Source organism: Streptomyces sp. NBC_01465, assembly GCF_036227325.1.
Taxonomy (GTDB): domain Bacteria; phylum Actinomycetota; class Actinomycetes; order Streptomycetales; family Streptomycetaceae; genus Streptomyces.
The window spans coordinates 7462230-7480154 of record NZ_CP109467.1; the positions used below are offsets into that span (position 1 = coordinate 7462230).

At 69.4% G+C, this 17925-nt stretch carries 16 protein-coding genes, 1 tRNA gene and 1 riboswitch; of the genes, 8 read left to right on the plus strand and 9 right to left on the minus strand.

The genetic code is table 11. The features are described from left to right. Genes OG707_RS34785 through OG707_RS34800 form a run of 4 tightly spaced genes read right to left on the minus strand, consistent with a single transcriptional unit; the run spans position 1 to position 5805 of the window. Positions 1-837: a carbohydrate ABC transporter permease gene (locus tag OG707_RS34785; protein WP_329125536.1), complete on the minus strand. Its 837-nt coding sequence runs from the start codon at positions 835-837 to the stop codon at positions 1-3. Next, on the minus strand, positions 834-1721 hold the full coding sequence (locus tag OG707_RS34790) for a carbohydrate ABC transporter permease (protein WP_329125538.1): 888 nt from the start codon (positions 1719-1721) through the stop codon (positions 834-836). The genes OG707_RS34785 and OG707_RS34790 overlap by 4 nt, the downstream gene beginning before the upstream one ends. Then, positions 1718-3025, minus strand: a complete 1308-nt coding sequence (locus OG707_RS34795; RefSeq protein ID WP_329125540.1) for an ABC transporter substrate-binding protein — start codon at positions 3023-3025, stop codon at positions 1718-1720. The genes OG707_RS34790 and OG707_RS34795 overlap by 4 nt, the downstream gene beginning before the upstream one ends. Next, on the minus strand, positions 3022-5805 hold the full coding sequence (locus OG707_RS34800) for a family 78 glycoside hydrolase catalytic domain (protein WP_443071430.1): 2784 nt from the start codon (positions 5803-5805) through the stop codon (positions 3022-3024). The genes OG707_RS34795 and OG707_RS34800 overlap by 4 nt, the downstream gene beginning before the upstream one ends. Before the next feature lie 231 nt (positions 5806-6036). Here OG707_RS34800 and OG707_RS34805 point away from each other — a divergent pair, with 231 nt between their 5' ends. From OG707_RS34805 to OG707_RS34825, 5 genes are all read left to right on the plus strand, one after another. Further along, positions 6037-7467, plus strand: a complete 1431-nt coding sequence (locus OG707_RS34805) for an L-fucose/L-arabinose isomerase family protein (RefSeq protein ID WP_329125544.1) — start codon at positions 6037-6039, stop codon at positions 7465-7467. A 112-nt stretch (positions 7468-7579) separates the two neighbouring features. Beyond that, positions 7580-7664, plus strand: a tRNA-Leu gene (locus OG707_RS34810). A gap of 362 nt (positions 7665-8026) precedes the next feature. Then, on the plus strand, positions 8027-8374 hold the full coding sequence (locus OG707_RS34815) for a hypothetical protein (protein ID WP_329125546.1): 348 nt from the start codon (positions 8027-8029) through the stop codon (positions 8372-8374). Positions 8375-8406: 32 nt separating this feature from the next. Further along, positions 8407-8751 (plus strand): DUF6247 family protein, encoded by a 345-nt coding sequence (locus OG707_RS34820; protein ID WP_329125548.1) that lies wholly within the window; start codon positions 8407-8409, stop codon positions 8749-8751. Further along, positions 8748-9071 (plus strand): hypothetical protein, encoded by a 324-nt coding sequence (locus tag OG707_RS34825; protein ID WP_329125550.1) that lies wholly within the window; start codon positions 8748-8750, stop codon positions 9069-9071. Before OG707_RS34820 ends, OG707_RS34825 begins: the two co-directional genes overlap by 4 nt. 148 nt (positions 9072-9219) lie before the next feature. Here the strand turns inward: OG707_RS34825 and OG707_RS34830 are convergent, their stop codons facing one another. Together OG707_RS34830 and OG707_RS34835 are read right to left on the minus strand one after the other, a co-directional pair. Next, positions 9220-9393 carry a hypothetical protein gene (locus OG707_RS34830; protein ID WP_329125552.1) on the minus strand — a complete coding sequence of 58 codons (174 nt, stop codon included), beginning with the start codon at positions 9391-9393 and terminating at the stop codon, positions 9220-9222. Positions 9394-9424: 31 nt separating this feature from the next. Continuing rightward, entirely contained in the window at positions 9425-10714 is a 1290-nt protein-coding gene (locus tag OG707_RS34835) for a hypothetical protein (protein ID WP_329125554.1), read from the minus strand. A 202-nt stretch (positions 10715-10916) separates the two neighbouring features. On the opposite strand from OG707_RS34835, the gene OG707_RS34840 reads away from it, so the two are divergent. Both OG707_RS34840 and OG707_RS34845 read left to right on the plus strand, forming a co-directional pair. Beyond that, a complete protein-coding gene (locus OG707_RS34840; RefSeq protein ID WP_329125556.1) occupies positions 10917-11474 on the plus strand; it encodes a hypothetical protein in 558 nt (185 codons plus the stop codon). A 211-nt stretch (positions 11475-11685) separates the two neighbouring features. Then, entirely contained in the window at positions 11686-13479 is a 1794-nt protein-coding gene (locus OG707_RS34845; RefSeq protein WP_329125558.1) for a cellulase family glycosylhydrolase, read from the plus strand. Positions 13480-13560: 81 nt separating this feature from the next. Here OG707_RS34845 and OG707_RS34850 read toward each other — a convergent pair whose 3' ends face one another. Together OG707_RS34850 and OG707_RS34855 are read right to left on the minus strand one after the other, a co-directional pair. Beyond that, on the minus strand, positions 13561-14430 hold the full coding sequence (locus OG707_RS34850; RefSeq protein WP_329125560.1) for a C40 family peptidase: 870 nt from the start codon (positions 14428-14430) through the stop codon (positions 13561-13563). Positions 14431-14435: 5 nt separating this feature from the next. Further along, positions 14436-14589, minus strand: a riboswitch (cyclic di-AMP (ydaO/yuaA leader). 143 nt (positions 14590-14732) lie between these two features. Next, complete coding sequence (locus OG707_RS34855; protein WP_329125562.1) at positions 14733-15149, minus strand: nuclear transport factor 2 family protein; 417 nt, start codon at positions 15147-15149, stop codon at positions 14733-14735. A 71-nt stretch (positions 15150-15220) separates the two neighbouring features. Between OG707_RS34855 and OG707_RS34860 the strand changes: the two genes are divergently transcribed. After that, on the plus strand, positions 15221-15796 hold the full coding sequence (locus OG707_RS34860) for a PadR family transcriptional regulator (RefSeq protein ID WP_329125564.1): 576 nt from the start codon (positions 15221-15223) through the stop codon (positions 15794-15796). Positions 15797-15835: 39 nt separating this feature from the next. On the opposite strand, the gene fusA is transcribed toward OG707_RS34860, so the two are convergent. Continuing rightward, positions 15836-17857, minus strand: coding sequence for an elongation factor G (gene fusA / locus OG707_RS34865; RefSeq protein ID WP_329125566.1), 2022 nt, complete (start codon positions 17855-17857; stop codon positions 15836-15838). Between the last annotated feature and the right edge of the window lie 68 nt (positions 17858-17925).

The following is a 17925-nucleotide window of genomic DNA, read 5'->3' on the forward strand; positions in this document are numbered from 1 at the left end:
TCAGCCCTTGAGCCCGCCGGCGAAGCCCTTGATCACATAGCGCTGCAGCAGCAGGAAGATCACGAGCATGGGCAGCGCGGCCAGGGCCAGTCCGGCGAAGACGAGACCGTAGTCGGAGACGTACTGGCCGACGAAGGAGAAGACGGCCACGGGCACCGTCTCCTTGCCGGATCCGCCCAGGTAGAGCAGCGGGGTGAAGAAGTCGTTCCAGATGAAGACGGCATTGAGGATGACGACCGTCCCGGTGACCGGGCGCAGCAGCGGGAAGACGACCCGGGTGAACGCCTGGCGGTGGTTGCAGCCGTCGATCAGTGCGGCGTGCGCGTAGTCCGGTGGGAGGGCGCGGATGAATCCGGTGTACAGGAAGACGGTGAACGGGAGTTGGATGCCGGTGTAGAAGAGCACCATGCCCTGGTACGTGCCGAGCAGTCCGAGGTCGTCGACCAGTTTGTAGAGCGGGATCATCCCCAGCTGGAATGGCAGCACGATGCCGAGCAGGAACAGGATGTACAGCCCGTAGCCCAGTCCGCGCGCCCGCCGCGCCAGGGTGTACGCGCCCGCGGAGCCCAGCACGATGAGCAGCAGCAGACTGCCCGCGGTGATGACGGTGCTGTTGACCAGGGCGGATCCCAGTGAGGCCGAGCTCCAGGCGTTGCCGAAGTTGTCCAGGGTGGGCGGCGAGGGCAGCCCGAGCGGGGAGGAGGCGATCTGCGGGGAGTCCTTGAGGGACAGGGTGATGAGCGCGTACACGGGGAAGAGGAAGACGACCGCGACGGCGATCATGACAAGTTCGAGCAGATAGCGGCCGTAGCGCGGCGAGAGACGGACTCGGCTCATGCGGTGATCTCCCGGGCGCGCAGATAGCGGAGTTGGACCAGGGACACCGCGGCGACGAACAGGGCGAGGACGAGGGCGACCGCCGTGCTGTAGCCGAACTTCCCGTAGACGAACGCCTCCTTGTAGAGGACGGTCGACAGCGTCTCGCTCGATGTGCCGGGGCCGCCGTTGGTCGCGGCGTAGACCTGGTCGAAGAGCTTGAGGCCCCCGATGGTCGACAGCATCAGATTGACGGTCAGCGCGGGAGCCAGCATCGGCCAGGTGAGATAGCGGAAGCGCTGCCAGGATCCGGCGCCGTCGATCCGGGCCGCCTCGTGGAGTTCCGCGGGGACGCCCTGCAGCCCGGCGAGGAAGACGACCATCGAGTAGCCGGCGTACTGCCAGATCACCATCGCCGCGACGGACCACAGGGCGAGGGAGGGGTTGCCGAGCCAGTCCTGGCGCAGACCGCCCAGGCCCAGGGCGCCGAGGACGCCGTTCAGTCCGGCGTGGGGGTCCGGGTTGTAGACGTACTTCCACAGGAAGGCCACCATCACCGGGCTGACGACCGCGGGCGCGAAGAAGATCACCCTGAGCAGTTGCCGGCTGCGGATGTTGGTGTGGACGCCGAGCGCGAGGAGCAGGCCGACGAGGTTCTGTACGACGACGATCGCGACGGTCAGCAGCAGGGTGTTGCCCACGGAGTCCAGGGCGCGGTGGTCGTCGAGCAGTGCCCGGAAGTTGTCGAGCCCCACGAAGGAGAAGCTGCCGATGCCGGTCCAGTCGGTGAAGGCGTACGCCACCCCGGCGATGCTCGGATAGAGGACGACGACGGCGTACACGACCAGCGCGGGGACGACGAACGCCCACGGCGGGACGGTGGTATCACGGTGGAGACGCTTCACGACTTCTTCCTGTAGGCCTCGTCCATCTGTCCCAGCGCGCCCTTCACATCGGTCTTGCCCGCGAGGAGGTCCTGCACTGCTGCGAAGTGGGCGGGCTGCACCTCGGCGTTGGGCCAGCGCTGGTCCATGAAGGGGACCGTGCGGTTGGCGTCGATGATCGGCAGGAAGTCCTTCAGTGCCGGGTCGATCTTCGTCGACGCGTCGCGTTTGAAGGGGATCGCGGAGACGGCCGTGCACCAGCGGTTGAGGTTCTCCTGCGTTCCCAGGAACTCGATGAACTCCTTGGCCTTCGCCGCATTCTTGGACCGCTTGGAGATGCCCAGGCCGACGACGATGCCCGCCGGGATCCACAGCTTCGCCGCGTCGTCGCCGCCGGGGAAGGGGAACATCCCCAGGTCGTCGGGTGTGGTGGTGGCCGCGCGGAAGGCGGACATCACGGCCGAGACCTGCACGGCCATGGCCGCCTTGCCGGAGGCGACCATCGACGTCTGCTGTTCGTACGTGGTGCCGTTGGGGTTGTCGTTGAAGAAGCCGCGGGTCTGCAGCTCCTTGTACTTCGTCATGGCGTCGGCCCAGCCCGAGTCGGCGAAGGTCGCCTTCCCCGCGGTCATGTCGTCGTCGAAGTGGGAGTTCTCGGCGTACACGGCGTTGGGCACCAGCGCGTAGGTGATCAGCTGGGTGACCCAGGGGGTCTGTGCGCCCAGCGCGATCGGCACGATGCCCTTGGCCTTCAACTTGGCGCAGACGGTGAGGAGTTCGTTCCAGGTGGTGGGCGGCTGCACCCCCGCCTTGGCAAAGGCCTTCTTGTTGTAGATGGCGCCGATGGTGCTGCTGCCCGCCGAGTAGAGGTACGTCTTGCCTTCGACGCGGTAGGCGGCGTCGAAGGTCGCGGGGATGCCCTTGGTCCATGTCTGTGCGCTGAGATCGGCCAGCAGCCCGGCCTTCTCCAGCTCGACCATGGACATGGAGCTGCCGCTGCCCGGATACACCACATGGATGTCGGGGGCGTTGCCGCCCGCGAGCTGGGTGCGCACCGCCGTCTGGACCTGCTCGACCGGTGCGAAGGAGGTGGCGAAGTCGGCGTCGCCGTGGCTCTTGCGGTACAGGGCGATGAGCTCTTCGAGCGGCTTCTGCTGGTCGGCGACGCCGACGACCCGCAGCTTCCCCGAGCTGCCGGACGAGCTCGAACAGGCCGCGAGTACGGGCGGGAGCGCCGCGAGCGCGGCCACCCCGCCGCCCAGGCGGAGGAAACCCCGGCGGCCGACCGTGCCAGGACGGGGCCTGCTGCGGGAACCCGTGGTCATGGTGTGTCCTCCTCGTGAGCTCCGGCGTACGGTGCGGCTGCCGGGGGATGGGTCGCGGTGAAGTGGTACGAGCCCGAGGCCACGCGGTAGTCGGCGTGGCCGGGTGCGGTGGCGACGAGCGCGATGTGACGGCTTTCCTGCGGCTCCGTACCCGATTCGCGTACGGAGGCGGGGTCCGTCGTGGGCACGGACACTTCGGCACTCGCTCCCGGCGGCACCTCGATGTACAGGTCCAGGGTGTCGCCGTGCCGCTCCCAGCGGACCGCGACCGTGCCGCGCACCGATTCGTGGCGGGCTCCGGCCCCGGCGAGGGGGCCGGGGCGCGGGCGGATGCTCAACTGCCGGTATCCGGTGGAGTGTTGGATCTGGTCGAGGCCGGCGACGCCGCGGTAGAGCCATTCGCCGATCGAGCCGAGCGCGTAGTGGTTGAAGGAGTTCATCGACGGCGCCCGGAACCCCGACTCGGGGGTCCAGCCGTCCCAGCGCTCCCAGATGGTGGTGGCGCCGTGGAGCAGCGGGAAGAGCCAGGAGGGCGGGTCGGTGCGCTGCAGCAGGCGGTGGGCGAGGCCGGCGTGGCCGTGGGCGTCCAGGACGGGTGCGGCGAGCGCGACCCCCAGGAAACCGGTCTGCAGGGCGCAGCCGGCCGCCTCGATCAGTTCGGTGAGCCGGTGTGCGACGGCCGCCTCGTGCTCCTCGGGCAGCAGACCGAACGCCAGAGCGAGGAGGCACCCGGTCTGGGTGTCGCCCGCGATCCGCACACCCGAGTCGTCGGCGGTGACGAAGCGGTCGACGAACGCGTCACGGATGGAGTCGGCCAACGTCCCGTACGAGAGCGAGAGTTCGTCCTCGCCGAGGACGCCCGCGGCCAGGGAGGTGAGGCGGGCGCTGTGGGCGAAGTAGGCGGTGGCGACGACGTCGCGCGGGGTCGGGGTGCCGGGGGCCAACCAGTCGGAGAAGTGCGGTCCGACCCGGTGCTGCCAGATCAGCGAAGGGTTGTGACGATGGATCAGATCGACCCAGGCGCGCATCGAGGGCAGCGCACGGGAGAGGAAGCGCGGATCGTCGTACGTGCGGTAGAGGTGCCAGGGCACGATGACCCCGGCGTCGCCCCAGCCGGGGGCGCCCTCGTCGGCGACTCCGGCGAGGCGCGGCGCGACATTGGTGAACCCGCCGTCGGGCGTGCGGGCGTCGTCGACGTCGCGCAGCCACTTGGTGAAGAACGCGGCGACATCGGCGTTGAGCGCGGCCGTGGGGAGGAAGACCTGGGCGTCGGCGAGCCAGCCGAGCCGCTCGTCGCGCTGCGGGCAGTCGGTGGGCACGCTGACGAAGTTGGAGCGCTGGCCCCAGGTGATGCACCGGTGGAGTCGGCGGATCCGGGCGTCGGAGCAGTCGAACTCGCCGGACCAGGGGGTGTCGCTGTGCAGCGCGACGGCGACGACGTCGTTCTCGTGCAGCTGCGGCAGGCCGCTGATCTCCGCGTACCGGAAACCGTGGCAGGTGAAGCGCGGCTCGAACACCGTGTCCTGGCGGCCGTCGCCGATCAGGGTGTCGGTCGCGGCCGCGGTCCGCAGATTGGCGGTGTACAGGCGCTGCTTCTCGTCCAGGGTCTCGCCGTGTCGTACGACGACGCGCGCGCCGTCGGCGAGGGGTCCGGTGCTCAGCCGTACGCGGCCGTTGAGGTTCTGGCCGAAGTCGACGATGTGGGTGTCGGGGGAGACCCGGGTGACCGAGCGCGGTCGCAGCGCGGCCGTGGCGCGCACCGGTTCGTCGACGGAGGCCACCAGGAGGTGGTGATCGGTCTTCTCCCCGACGAGGGCGGGTGCCCAGCCGCTGTCGTCGAAGGCGGGCAGATCCCAGCCGGGGGTGGTGCGGCGGAGGTCGTGGCACTCGCCCATGAGGAGATCCGCGTGGCGGATCTCGCCGGTGTGGCTGCGCCAGGAGCGGTCGGTGGCGATGACCTCGGTGGTGCCGTCGGCGCGGGTGAGGTGGAGTTCGGCGAGGAGTTCGGGGGCGGTGCCGTAGTGGGCGCCGGCGCGCCGCGGCTCGAAGCCGACGAAGCCGCTCCACCAGCCGTCGGCGAGGGTCGCGCCGAGCACGTTCTCCCCGTCGCGGACGAGGTCGGTGACGTCGTAAGTCTGGTACTGGACACGGTGGTTGTAGTCGGTCCAGCCGGGAGCGAGCTCGGCGTCGCCGACCCGTTCGCCGTTGAGCCGCATCTCGTACAGGCCGCGCGCGCTGACGTACAGCCGCGCCCGCGAGACAGCACCTCCCGTGAAGGCGCGCCGCAGGCGGGGGCAGGGCGCGAGTCCGTGGCTGTCGAGTGCGCGGACCCCCTCGGTGGGCGCGTCCACGACCTCCATCGACCGCGGGTCGTGCGCGATCCAGGCGGCCCGCCAGGCGCTGCGGTCGGTGAACGCGGTCTCGAACCAGGACCGGGCCCCTGTGGGCGCCTCCGCCAGGCCCGACCACACCTGGACCTGCCAGAAGTAGCGGGTACGGGGTGCGATCCTGAGCCCCTCGCAGAGCACTCCGACCGCCTCGGGATCCTCGACGCGGCCGGTGTCCCAGAGGGGGCTGCCACCGTCGTCGAGATCTTCGGGGCGCAGCGCGACCCGGACCCGGTGGGCGACTGGATCGTCGCCGCGGTGCCCGGAGGCGAGCCGCCACGAGAGCAACGGGGCCGGCTCATCGATTCCCAGCGGAGTGGAACGGTGATCGCATCTCAGGGCGTAGGGAGCGAGAACTCCTGCGTCCGCTGCCGAGGGACCGGACACGAGCACGTCCTTCCTTCGCGCCGGAAGTGTGAAATCTAACGTCCAATCTGTGGCGTGGACACTATGAGCCCCTCAAGACGGGTGTCAAGAGTGCTGCAGAGCTGCGCAACCATTCCCGAATCGCGCCAATTCGCCCTGGATTCAGGTTAGTTGTTACTCATGTGAATCCAACATGCGGCAGCGTGAATTGATGTTTCCATTGACGAAGCCACCGGACGCGCCTAGCTTCCGGGAGCCATGACCACACCCGCACGGACACCGGCCGTCGCCCGCAGGCCGAGGATCGGACTGGTCGCCGGCGGACTGGGCGCCTACTGGCCCCAGTTCCCCGCGCTTCTCCCTCAACTGGAGCGCTCCGCGGCCCGCGTGGCGGCGCGGATGCAGGAGTTCGACGCGGAGGTCGTCGACGTCGGATTCATCTCCGACGCGCAGGACGGAGCCGCGGCCGCCGAGAAGCTGCGCGCCGCCGACTGCGATCTCATCGTCGGCTTCCTGACGACGTACATGACCGCCACCATGCTGCTCCCCGTGGCCCAGCGCAGCGGAGCTCCGGTCCTCCTCATCAATCTCCAGCCGACCGAGGCCATGGACCACGACTCCTTCGACACCGGCGACTGGCTCGCCTACTGCGGGGCCTGCCCGCTCCCCGAAATGGCCAACGCCTTCGAACGGGCAGGTGTCGCGTTCCGCTCGGTCTCCGGCCACCTCGACGACGAACGGGCCTGGGAGCGGATCGGCCGCTGGATACGGGCCGCCGGTGTGCGCTCCGTACTGCGCCGGGGCCGTCACGGCCTGATGGGCCACCTCTATCCCGGGATGTACGACGTCTCCACCGATCTCACGATGGTCCCCGGCCGGCTCGGCGGTCATGTCGAGGTCGTCGAATTCGACGACCTCCGGGTCCGCGTCGAACAGATCAAGGACGACGAGGTCGAGGCGAAGCTGGCCGAGACGCGCCGGGTCTTCGACCTCGCGGACTCGGTCGACGCCGACGACCTCAGATGGGCCGCCCGCGTCTCGGCCGGCCTGGACCGCCTGGTCGCCGACTTCGACCTCGACTCGCTCGCCTACTACCACCGGGGCCTGGGCGGAGACATCCTGGAACGCCTCGGGGCCGGCGTCATCCTCGGCGCCTCCCTGCTGACCGCCCGGGGGATCCCGGCCTGCGGCGAGTACGAGCTGCGTACCTCCCTCGCCATGCTGATCGCCGACCGGCTCGGCGCGGGCGGCTCCTTCACCGAGCTCCAGGCGCTGAACTTCCGCGACGGCGTGGTCGAAATGGGCCACGACGGACCCGGCCACCTGGCGATCAGCCGGGGCCGCCCCCTCCTGCGGGGCCTCGGCGTCTATCACGGCAAACGCGGCTGGGGCGTCTCCGTGGAGTTCGACGTCCGGCCCGGACCCGTCACCCTGCTGGGTCTCGGCCAGACCCGCGAGGGTGCGTACAAGCTGGTCGCCTCGGAGGGGACGGTGGTGGAAGGCCCGCTCCTGAAGATCGGCAACACGACGTCACGGGTCGACTTCGGCGCCGACCCCGGCGAGTGGACGGACGCCTGGAGCGCGAGCGGAGTCGGCCACCACTGGGCGCTGTCCACCGGCCGCCTGCTCCCCGACCTGCGCGCCCTGGCCTCCCTCACCGGACTGGACCTGGTGGAGATCACCCTCTGAGAACCCCCAGGTGGAAGCCCTGCAGCGCGAAATCGTGTTTTTGGCACGCCCGATCCCCTGGTATTGTTTTCCATGTCGCCGCGGGGAACACACCGCGAACGACAGACACCTTGTCCGGGTGGCGGAATGGCAGACGCGCTAGCTTGAGGTGCTAGTGCCCTTTATCGGGCGTGGGGGTTCAAGTCCCCCCTCGGACACGTATTGATATCCCCTGGTCGGTGCGCTGACCAGGGGATTTTTCGTGTGGGCGACTCGCGGTCGACTGAGGCGCCCCTCTAGGGGTAAGCGGATCAGGCGGGTGACCTGCGGGTTTGCCTCTAAGTTGCCGTGGGGGTTCAAGTCCCCCAAATGTCAGATTTGCGAGCTTTGCTCCACCTGGTCGGCCCGAAGTCGCTCATGCGCGTCCACCAGGATCTTCAGCTGGACCGGCCCGCTCTCCTCATCGAACGCGCCGCGCAACCGCTTGCCGGCCCCAGATGCCGGTCGGGTTTCCCGGGAAGCTGGGGCTATCTCAAAAAGAGGTAGTAATCTGGTGTCGCAGTGCGAAGGAGGACTCCCCATGCCCGAACGGCAGCACTCGCTGTACGTGGACAACTCCGTATGGAAACGCGCAGGTGAGAAGAGTAAACGGCACGACAGTCGTCCGATTGGCTGGACCGGAGGCCGCCTAGTCGCCGCCTACGGTCATGGCCGGATCACACCCGACCCCGCCGACAACCCAGTCGTCGCCTCCCGTACGGCGAAACTCATCAAGATCGACGATGCAGACTGGGCGGCAGCCGAGCGCCGCGCCATGCAGAGCGGGACCTCGATCTCCGCCGCTTTCGAGGCGCTTCTGGTGGCCTACTCCGACGGTCGCCTCAAGATCGTGACCACCGTTGTACAGGAACCGGCCACGGTCGCTTGACCTCCGCATCTTCGCGAAAGGGATCTCTACTCATGACCACAGCCGCCCACGACGCCGGGGTCGTTCCCCCGATGCCCGAGAGGAACCCCAAGGCACTTCGCGCCGCCATCGCCCAGTACGCGCCGAAACTCCTCGTCGATTTCGACCGGCACTGGCGCCGGGACATCGCCGACGCGTACGACCTGGCGCCGGTGCCCGCCTTCATGGCCCGCTGGTGGAGCGAGTACGCCCTCTCCCGTGATCCGCGGCTCGAGGCCACGGTCCACCGCCTGGAGGACGAGGCCGCAAAGGAACCCGACTACACCCGCGCCAAGGCCCTCATCGAAGAGGCCGGACACATCCGTCGCACGGCAGCACAGGTGAACCCCGGCCAGTGACAAATGAATTCATGGGCCCGCCCTGGCAAGCCGACTGGACCAAGAGTGCCGAGGACAACCACAACGCGCTCCCCAAGCACGCTCAGGAACTCGTGGACGCCGCCCGCGCCGAGCTGGTCACCGCACGAGATCCCTACTTCCGAGGCATCGACACCGACCGGGACCTGCCGGCCGGGATGAGCGTCGAGCCCGTCCAGTCCACCCGTCCCAGCGGCGAGCACGTCCTCTATTTCGATTATGGCCGTGGGTGGTTGCGGTACCACTTCACGCCCCGTGCCACAGACCCACAGCTCGTTCTCGACGAGTGTTTCTGGCAGTAGACCAATGAGCGCCGAGATGGTCGTCGGACATACCGGATCGAGCGCACACGGCCGTAGGCCCGAATGAGGCGCGCCCTCTGATTCCTCCGGGGTGACCGCAGTCCGTGCAACCGGCGCGCAGGGTGCCCCGACATCCGCCGCGCGGTGTTCAACTGCCCGCGCAGACCTGCCTGTACACCGCGAGCCAGCCGTCCGCCGCGTGATCGCCGCGGGTGAAGACTGCCGTCCACGAACCGCCGGGAGCGTCCACCTCCACTGGCCCCTGCGCGCCCTCGGACTGCGAGAACCGTACGGACGTGGCGCGTTCGGCAAGCAGTGACACGTACTGATCGGGCGACAGGACAAATCTGCAGTCAACGCTCCACGGCGATCAGCTCAAAAGCGATGACAGGCTCCTCGCCCCAGCCGGGTTCCCGTTGCGCCGGCAGCGCGCACTCGTTGCTCTCCGCGGCGCGGAGAGCAACGAGCGTGGCGTACTGACGTGTGGCGTTTGTACGGGCCAGCAGCATCCGCTCGTCCCCGTGGCCCTCTACGGTCAGGACGAAATGTGGCTCGGCGCCGATGGATCGCCGCCACGGCTTCGCCGGCAGCGGGAGCACTGCCCGGCGGCCCTTGTCCAGCGCGTCGAGGAAAGCCGGATCGACTGGCATCCGGTATGCGTGCGGTGTGACCGAGGCGCACATACGGCCCACCGCCGTCTGCCACACCTGGTCCTGGTCGACGTACTCGCGACGGTCCCGCACCTCCCGCAGCCGCCGCTCAAGGTCGGCAACATATCCGTCTTCTTCCGCCTGCCGCCGGACCGCTCCATTCTCGTCCTCCCAGCGGAACTGCCGTTGCTCGGCGTCCCGTTCACGCTCCGTCAGATCGCGCCGCAGATCGTCAAGCGCCCGCGACGACGCGAGATCCGTCATCGCGATTCCCCGCTCTCCTCCCTCGATCCGCTCCACCGCCTTGCGCAGCGGCCCCGGGTGGCCCTGCATGGCCGTGTGCCACCAGTGGATCATGGCGCGCTCCAGCTGCGGTCCGTACTCGGCGCCCAGCAGTTCCTTCCATGCCCGGGGGCGCGAGAAATCGTCGAGCGCCGCCATAATGCCGTCGACCGTGCGCGGGACCGGCGGCACCATGTCCGTCAGCCGGTCGAGTTCGTACGGCCGCCACCGTGCGAGGAAGGGGTCACCGGCCGACCGCGGATCGGCCTTCTCCTCCTGGGGCGAGGACTCTTCCGGTTCGCGCGCCCGGCCCAGTACGACAAGTCCGGCGGTCTGTACGCACCAGGCAACCACCCGCCACCGATCCGACTCGTCCCCGTCCTCACCAGCTTCTGCGTCCTCGTGCCGCGCCACCGCGAGCAGTTCCCGCTGCCGGGCGACCAGATCTGTACCGTTGCCGCCCTTGTACCCCGTGGCCTCCGCAGCGAGGAATGCCATCAGCCGCTCCGGATTTCTTTCCGCAGCCGATGGAATCGGCACCTCGGTACGGTCCCGCCGCAGCCGGGGCTCCTGTCCGTCGCGCTCGTAGAAGGCATCCTTCAAGGCGTCTCGCGCCGCGGTGAACCCCGCACCCTCCCCGATCAACCCGTCCGCAGTGGACGTCCATCGGCCATCTTCACCCAGCTCGATTGACACGACGTACTCGCCCATGACCTCGGTGCCCCTGCCTCTCCGGCGGACGGATGAACAGCCAGGGCGCAGCGTAGGCCGCGCCGAAGCCGGTCGGTGCTGCTTCCAACGGGCCTCCCTCTTCCGGGTGTTCTGGGCGGGATGTGCAGCAATGTCAGTGGCGCCCCCTACCGTCGGCGGCAAGGGACATCACCTACGACCGGAGAGCCGAGGAGCAGACACCATGGGCCTGAGCTTTCGCCGCCACGATGACGGCACGACGACCGGCACCAACATGGAGACCGGCTTCACCTTCACCTCGGCCGACCGGGACGAGGTCGAGCGGGTTCTGCGCGAGAACGCGGGCTGGACCTACACTCCGCCGCCTCCGCCCCTGCCGCTCGGGCACCATCGCTTCGCCCTGGAACACGACGCGTTCGGCATGAGCGTGCGGGATGCCGACGGACTGGAGGACCGGTATGCCCGGCTGCGTGCGCGTCCTCCCCACGGCTGCGTACCGGAGGGCTGGGGTGATTCGTTCGCGCTGCTGTGCGAGCGTCCGGGCGACACGCTCCTGGCGGCGGTCACCGACACGGTGGAGGAGATCCGCCGCGAAAACGGGCTGGTCATGACCGGTCTCGGCATCGAGAAGCCGGACGAGTGGATGGGCCGCGACCGGGACGGCCACTGCGGCAAGATCCTTGCCCAGCTCATCCTCCAGGCGGCCCACCGCGCCCGCGCATGCGGTTACCCGGCAGATGATCTGGTGCACCTGCTCCGCACCGCGCTTCGACCCGAATAGTGCTCGTTGACGCGTAGGCTCCCGGTCCAACTCGCCCCTCGGGAACATAGTGAAGTCCCCCAGTCCCCCAGTCCCCCAGTCGCCCTGGTGACTGGGGGACTTCACCAGGGCGACGCTCTTGGTGCAGGTTCTTGACAGGTTCATGGGGCTGCCGCAGGGTGGGAGCGCTCCCATGCTCCAGAGCCCCCACCTTCATGAGCGAGGAGATCCCATGCGCCACCGAAGATTCCGTATCGCGTCCGGTTTAGCCGCAACGCTGCTGATCGCGGCAGGTACGGCAGCCGTGCCGTCCTCTGCCTCGGCCGCGACCGCCGGTTGTGAAGTCGCCTATCTGAATCTGAGCACCTGGCAGTCCACCCCCACTTCGGGCGGCTTCAACACCACACTCGCCATCAAGAATCTCGGCGATCCGACGACTCGGTGGAAGCTGACGTTCACGATGCCGAGCGGTCAGACCGCCACCGGCGGCTGGAACGCGACGTTTGCCGGGGCGACGTCGGTCACGGCCACCGATGCCGGTTGGAACGGCACCATCGCCACGGGCCAGACCAGCAGCAGCGTCGGTCTGCAAGGCGAGTGGACCCGCACCGCCGCGGGCACCTCGCCGCCGAACCCGTTGCCGCAGCCGGCCGACTTCGCGCTCAACGGTGTGCCCTGCACCGGCGCGCCGTCCGAGAACAAGCCGCCCTCGGTCAATCTGACCAGCCCGCAGGACGGCGCCTCGTTCGAGGCCCCGGCCACCATCGGCCTGGCGGCGACTGCAAGCGACGCGGACGGCTCGGTCGGCCGGGTCGAATTCCTGAACGGCAGCACGGTCATCGGCTCGGACACCACCGCTCCGTACGCCTTCGCCTGGACCAACGTCACTCGCGGCAACTACGCGCTGAGCGCGCGCGCCGTCGACGACGACGGCGCGACGACGACCTCCGCCCCTGCCAAGGTGGCCGTCACCGGCCAGGACGCCGGTGGCCCGGCTCCGGCCCTGCACGTCTCGGGCAACCAGCTTCGGACCGCGAGCGGCGCCACGTACCGGCTGCTCGGCGTCAACCGCTCCGGCGGCGAGTACGCCTGCTTCCAGGGCAAGCCGGTGTTCGACGGCCCGGCGGACCAGGCGAGTGTCGACGCGATGAAGGCGTGGAACATCCACGCGGTCCGACTGCCGTTGAACGAGGAGTGCTGGCTGGGTACCGCCGATGTGCCCGCGGACGGCGTCAGCGGCGAGGCGTACCGGCAGGCGGTCAAGGACTACGCGGATCTGCTCGTGGCCAACGGGATCAACCCGATCCTGGATCTGCACTGGACCTACGGACAGTACGGCGGTCCGGGCGCCGGCTGCGCGGACGCCAAGGCGACCTGCCAGAAGCCGATGCCGGACGCACAGTACACACCGGCCTTCTGGACCCAGGTGGCCCAGATGTTCAAGGGCAACGACGCGGTCGTCTTCGACCTGTTCAACGAGCCCTACCCGGACGCCGCGAACAACTGGTCGGATGCCACTGAGGCTTGGACCTGCCTGCGCGACGGCGGCACCTGCACGGGTATTGACTACAAGGTCGCCGGGATGCAGACCCTCCTCAACGCGGTACGGGACACCGGCGCCACCAATGTGGTCATGACCGGCGGCCTGACCTGGACCAACGACCTCACCCAGTGGCTGACCTACAAGCCGGTCGACCCGGCCGGCAACCTGATGGCTTCATGGCACTCGTACAACTTCAACGCCTGCGTGACGGCGGCCTGTTGGGACAGTCAGATCGGCGCGGTTGCGGCCCAGGTGCCGGTCACGGCCGGCGAGGTCGGCCAGAACACCTGCGCCCACGACTATCTCGACCAGGTGACGGACTGGGCGGACAGCAAGGGTGTCGGCTACCTGGCCTGGACGTGGAATCCGTGGGGGGTGTGCGCCGGCAGCGGCAATGACCTGATCGCCGACTGGAACGGCACGCCCACCAGCACGTACGGCGAGGCGTACAAGGCGCACTTGCTCACGCAGAATCCGACCTGACCTGACCTGACGCGGCGCGCGAAAACGGCCTGCCGGACCCCTCGGGGCCCGGCAGGCCGTTCGCTTTCGAGCGCTGGAGACTCAGCCGATGCGGCCGGCGAAGTCCGGGGTGTAGTTGGAGATCGTGTCGTAGATGACGCCGGAGCTCGGGTTGGCGGCCTGCACGAACTTGCCGTCGCCGATGTAGATGCCCACGTGGTAGACACCGGCGTCGGTGCCGTCCGAGGACCAGAACAGCAGGTCGCCCGCCTGCAGCGAGTCGAGCGAGACGTGCGTGCTGGCCGCGGCCTGGTCGTTGGCCACGCGCGGGATCGAGATGCCGGCCTTGGCGAGCGCGGCCTGGGTCAGGCCGGAGCAGTCCCAGCCGGAGGTGTCGGAGCCGCCGTAGACGTACGGGGTGCCGATTTGCGACTCGGCGTAGGCGGTCGCGGCGGCCATGGTGCCGGACGCGGTGGTGCTGCTGGAGCTCGACGTGGTCGAGGTGGAGGTCGAGGCCGACGAGGCGGACGAGGAGCTCGACGAAGTCGAAGCGCTGTCCGACGACGTCGAGGAGCTCGTGTCGGAGGAGGAGCTGCTGCTGGTGGCGGTTCCGGTGAGCTTCAGCACCTGGCCGGGGTAGATGTGGTCGGCGCCGTCGGTCAGTTCGGACTTGTTGAGCTCGTAGAGCTTCTCCCAGCCGCCGCTGACGTTCTTCTTCTTGGCGATGCCGGAGAGCCAGTCGCCCGCCGCGACGGTGTACGTCCCGGCGCTCTTGGCGGAGCTCGTGGAGGTGGCGGTCGCCTGGGTCGCGGACGCGGAGGCGGTCGTGGCCTGCGCCGGGGCGGCGGACGCGGTGGTCGCGGAGACCAGCGGGATGGCCAGGCCGACCCCGGCGAGGCTCATTCCGGCGACCAGGCGGTGGACGCGGGTGCGGCGGGGCCTGCGTGCGGTCACGTCATTCGTGGGCAGCATGAATCTGCGTTCCTCTCCCACGCCTGCGAGGTGAGCTGTCGGATTCGGGCTGGAGCTGCCCGGCCGTGCGCTGCACGGCTTCACCCCTAGCCGCGATCGCTGGATCGCGGCGACTTACCTGGGTCCCCCGCTCCTGCCGTGGTGCGGTGCGTTGATGTCCTGACCTCTCCGGCGGCAGGACTCGGCGTTCCGGAGAGATTGGTTCCGCTTGAGTGCGGAGGTTGCACGCTAAACAGGTCGTGAGGAAATGCGCAAACCCCAATGGAATTGCTCACATTGACCGCGAGCGGCCCACAGATTGCTCACAGCTGGGTGTGCATGGGCGGATTGTCCCCGGTGGCTTCGCGGGCGATCTGCTCGAACTGGGCGCCCATCGCGGCGGAGAGCGCCTGGGCTGCCGACAGGGGGCGGACCATGACCGTGAAGTCGTCGATGAGGCCGTCCTCGTCCAGGTGGAGGAAGTCGCAGCCGGTGATCGCGCGGTCGCCCACGCGGGCCTCGAAGACCAGGGCGTGGTCGCGGCCGTCTGTGCTGTTGATCTCCTTCACGTAATGGAAGTCCTCGAAGACCCGGGTGACGCCGCGCAGGATCGCCGCCGTCATGGCCTTGCCGGGGTACGGCTTGAAGGCGACCGGGCTGGTGAAGACCACGTCCTCGGCCAGGAGCGCCTCGATCGCGGTGTGGTCGCCCGCTTCTACGGCCGTGCGGAAGGGGAGCATGCTCGTCACCTCATGGTCAATTTGTTGAATAGGTGCGAGTAACAGTAATCGCATCGATGTAGCGTGTCCATATGTCCCTGAAGTACGCGGTGCTCGGCGCACTCCTGGAAGGCGAGGCGTCCGGCTACGACCTCGCGAAGATCTTCGACGTCTCCGTGTCGAACTTCTGGGCGGCGACGCCCCAGCAGCTCTACCGAGAACTGGAGCGCCTGGCCGCCGACGGGCTCATCGAGGCGCGGGTCGTGCCGCAGGAGCGCCGGCCGAACAAGCGGATGTTCACGCTGTCCGCGACCGGCAGGGCGGATCTCGCCGCCTTCACCGCGAAGGAGCCCCGGCCCACCGCCGCCCGCGACGAGCTGATGGTGAAGGTGCAGGCCCTGGACGTCGGCGACGTCGACGCCGTGCGCGGTCACATCGAGGAGCGCATCGGCTGGGCGCAGGGCAAGCTCGCCCGCTACGAGCGCGTACGGCAGCACCTCCTCGGCGAGTTGAGCGAGGAGGAGTTCCTGCGCGACAGCGACCGGATCGGGCCCTATCTGACGCTGATGCGCGGCATGTTCTTCGAGGAGGAGAACCTGCGCTGGGGGCGCCGGGCCCTGGAGATCCTGGACCGGCGCACCGCAGCGCGACGCGGACAGCTGCCGTGATCCGCGAGGTCCGCGGATCACGGCAGCACCTGGCCCGGGCTAGCCGGCCTTCACTCCGTCCGGTACGGGTGCGTAACCCGTCGGACGGGTGGTGAAGGTTCCGCGGCCCTGGGTACGGCTGCGGAGCCGGGACGCGTAGCCGAACAGTTCGGCCAGCGGGACCGTGGCCGTGACCACCGCCGTCGCACCCCTCACCGTCGAGCCCGACACCCTGCCGCGCCGGGCCGCGAGATCGCCGAGCACCGAGCCCACGGCGTCCTCGGGCACGGTCACCGTGACCTCGGCGACCGGCTCCAGGAGCGCCATCGCCGCAGACCGCAGCGCCTCGCGGAGCGCGAGGCGGCCCGCCGTACGGAACGCCAGGTCGGAGGAGTCCTTGGCGTGGGTCGCACCGTCCGTCAGGACGACCCGCACCCCCGTCACCGGATGCCCGCCGAGCGGACCCGCGGTCAGCGCGTCACGGCAGCCGGACTCCACCGCGCGCACGAACTCGCGCGGCACCCTGCCCCCGGTCACCGTCGACTCGAAGGTGAAGTGCCCGGCGTCGTACGGCAGGACGTCGAGGACGATCTGGGCGAACTGGCCCGCCCCGCCGTCCTGTTTGACGTGCCGGAAGGTCAGGTCCGACACGCCCCGTACGACCGTCTCCCGGTACGACACCCGCGGCCGGCCCACCGTCACGTCCAGCGTGTGGGCGCGACGGAGCTTCTCCACCGCGACTTCGAGGTGGAGTTCACCCATGCCCGAGAGCAGGGTCTGGCCGGTCTCCGGATCGGTCCGCGCGCGCAGCGACGGGTCCTCCTCGGTGAGGCGGGCCAGCGCGTCGGCGAGCCGGCCGGTGTCCGTGCCGCGTACCGCCTCGACCGCGACCGAGACGACCGGATCGGGTACGACCGGAGGCTCCAGGAGCAGCGGAGCATCCGGTGCGCACAGGGTCGCCCCCGAGCGCGCGGCCTTCACCCCGGCCACGGCGACGATGTCCCCGGCCACCGCCAGCTCCGCCTCCGCGTGCCGGTCGGCCTGCACCCGTACGATCCGCCCGATGCGCTCGGTACGGCCCGCGCCCGTGTCCAGCACGAGGTCCCCCTTCCTGATCGTTCCCGTGTACACCCGCAGATAGGTGAGGCGGCCCGTCGGGGTCGCCGCCACCTTGAAGACGAGCCCGGCGAAGGGCTCCGCCGGGTCGGCGGCGGCCCGGCCCGGTACCGGTGGTACGTCGAGCGGCGACGGCAGGTACGCCGTCACCGCGTCGAGGAGCGGTTCGATGCCGACGTTGCGGTACGCCGCACCGCACAGCACCACCACGCCGCCGCCGTCCGCCCCGAGCGTGATCGCTCGCAGCGCGGCGGCGAGCGTCTCGTCGCTGAGCGCGGAGTCGTGGACGTACTCCTCCAGGGCCTTCGCGTCCAGACCGGCCACGGCCTCGTCGAGTACGGCACGACGCACTCGCGCCTCCGCCAACAGCCCGTCGGGCACGGGCTGTTGGGCGTACGCACCGTCCCAGGTCAGCGCCCGCATCCGTACGAGATCCACGACACCCGTGAAACCGGACTCGCGCCCGACGGGCAGCTGCACGACCAGCGGGACGGTGCCCAGCCGGTCGCGGATCGAGGCAACCGCCGTGTCGAGGTCGGCCCCGGCACGGTCCAGCTTGTTGACGAACGCGATCCGCGGAACGCCGTACCGGTCGGCCTGCCGCCACACCGACTCGGACTGCGGCTCCACGCCCGCGACCGCGTCGAACACCGCGACCGCGCCGTCGAGTACACGCAGCGCGCGCTCCACCTCGTCGGCGAAGTCGACGTGCCCTGGTGTGTCGATCAGGTTGATCCGGTGACCGGCCCAGTCGCAGCTGACAGCGGCCGCGGAGATGGTGATCCCGCGGTCGCGCTCCTGCGGATCGAAGTCGGTGACGGTCGTGCCGTCGTGGACCTCGCCGAGACGGTGGATCGCGCCGGTCAGGAACAGGAAGCGCTCGGTGACGGTGGTCTTGCCCGCGTCGACATGGGCGAGGATGCCCAGGTTGCGGACGGAGGAGAGAGGAAGGAGTGGGGTGCGCACGGCCGGCGCCTTTCGGGTCGGGCGGGGAAAGCTCAGGGCGGCGCGATACGGGGACGAACAGGGTGATG

Coding starts and splice junctions, on each gene's coding strand:
- OG707_RS34805 (WP_329125544.1), top strand. CDS start 6,037: ATGACCACACCCGCACGGACACCGGCCGTCGCCCGCAGGCCGAGGATC.
- OG707_RS34815 (WP_329125546.1), top strand. CDS start 8,027: ATGCCCGAACGGCAGCACTCGCTGTACGTGGACAACTCCGTATGGAAA.
- OG707_RS34785 (WP_329125536.1), bottom strand. CDS start 837: ATGAGCCGAGTCCGTCTCTCGCCGCGCTACGGCCGCTATCTGCTCGAA.
- OG707_RS34860 (WP_329125564.1), top strand. CDS start 15,221: ATGTCCCTGAAGTACGCGGTGCTCGGCGCACTCCTGGAAGGCGAGGCG.
- OG707_RS34795 (WP_329125540.1), bottom strand. CDS start 3,025: ATGACCACGGGTTCCCGCAGCAGGCCCCGTCCTGGCACGGTCGGCCGC.
- OG707_RS34835 (WP_329125554.1), bottom strand. CDS start 10,714: ATGGGCGAGTACGTCGTGTCAATCGAGCTGGGTGAAGATGGCCGATGG.
- OG707_RS34845 (WP_329125558.1), top strand. CDS start 11,686: ATGCGCCACCGAAGATTCCGTATCGCGTCCGGTTTAGCCGCAACGCTG.
- OG707_RS34840 (WP_329125556.1), top strand. CDS start 10,917: ATGGGCCTGAGCTTTCGCCGCCACGATGACGGCACGACGACCGGCACC.
- OG707_RS34820 (WP_329125548.1), top strand. CDS start 8,407: ATGACCACAGCCGCCCACGACGCCGGGGTCGTTCCCCCGATGCCCGAG.
- OG707_RS34855 (WP_329125562.1), bottom strand. CDS start 15,149: ATGCTCCCCTTCCGCACGGCCGTAGAAGCGGGCGACCACACCGCGATC.
- OG707_RS34850 (WP_329125560.1), bottom strand. CDS start 14,430: ATGCTGCCCACGAATGACGTGACCGCACGCAGGCCCCGCCGCACCCGC.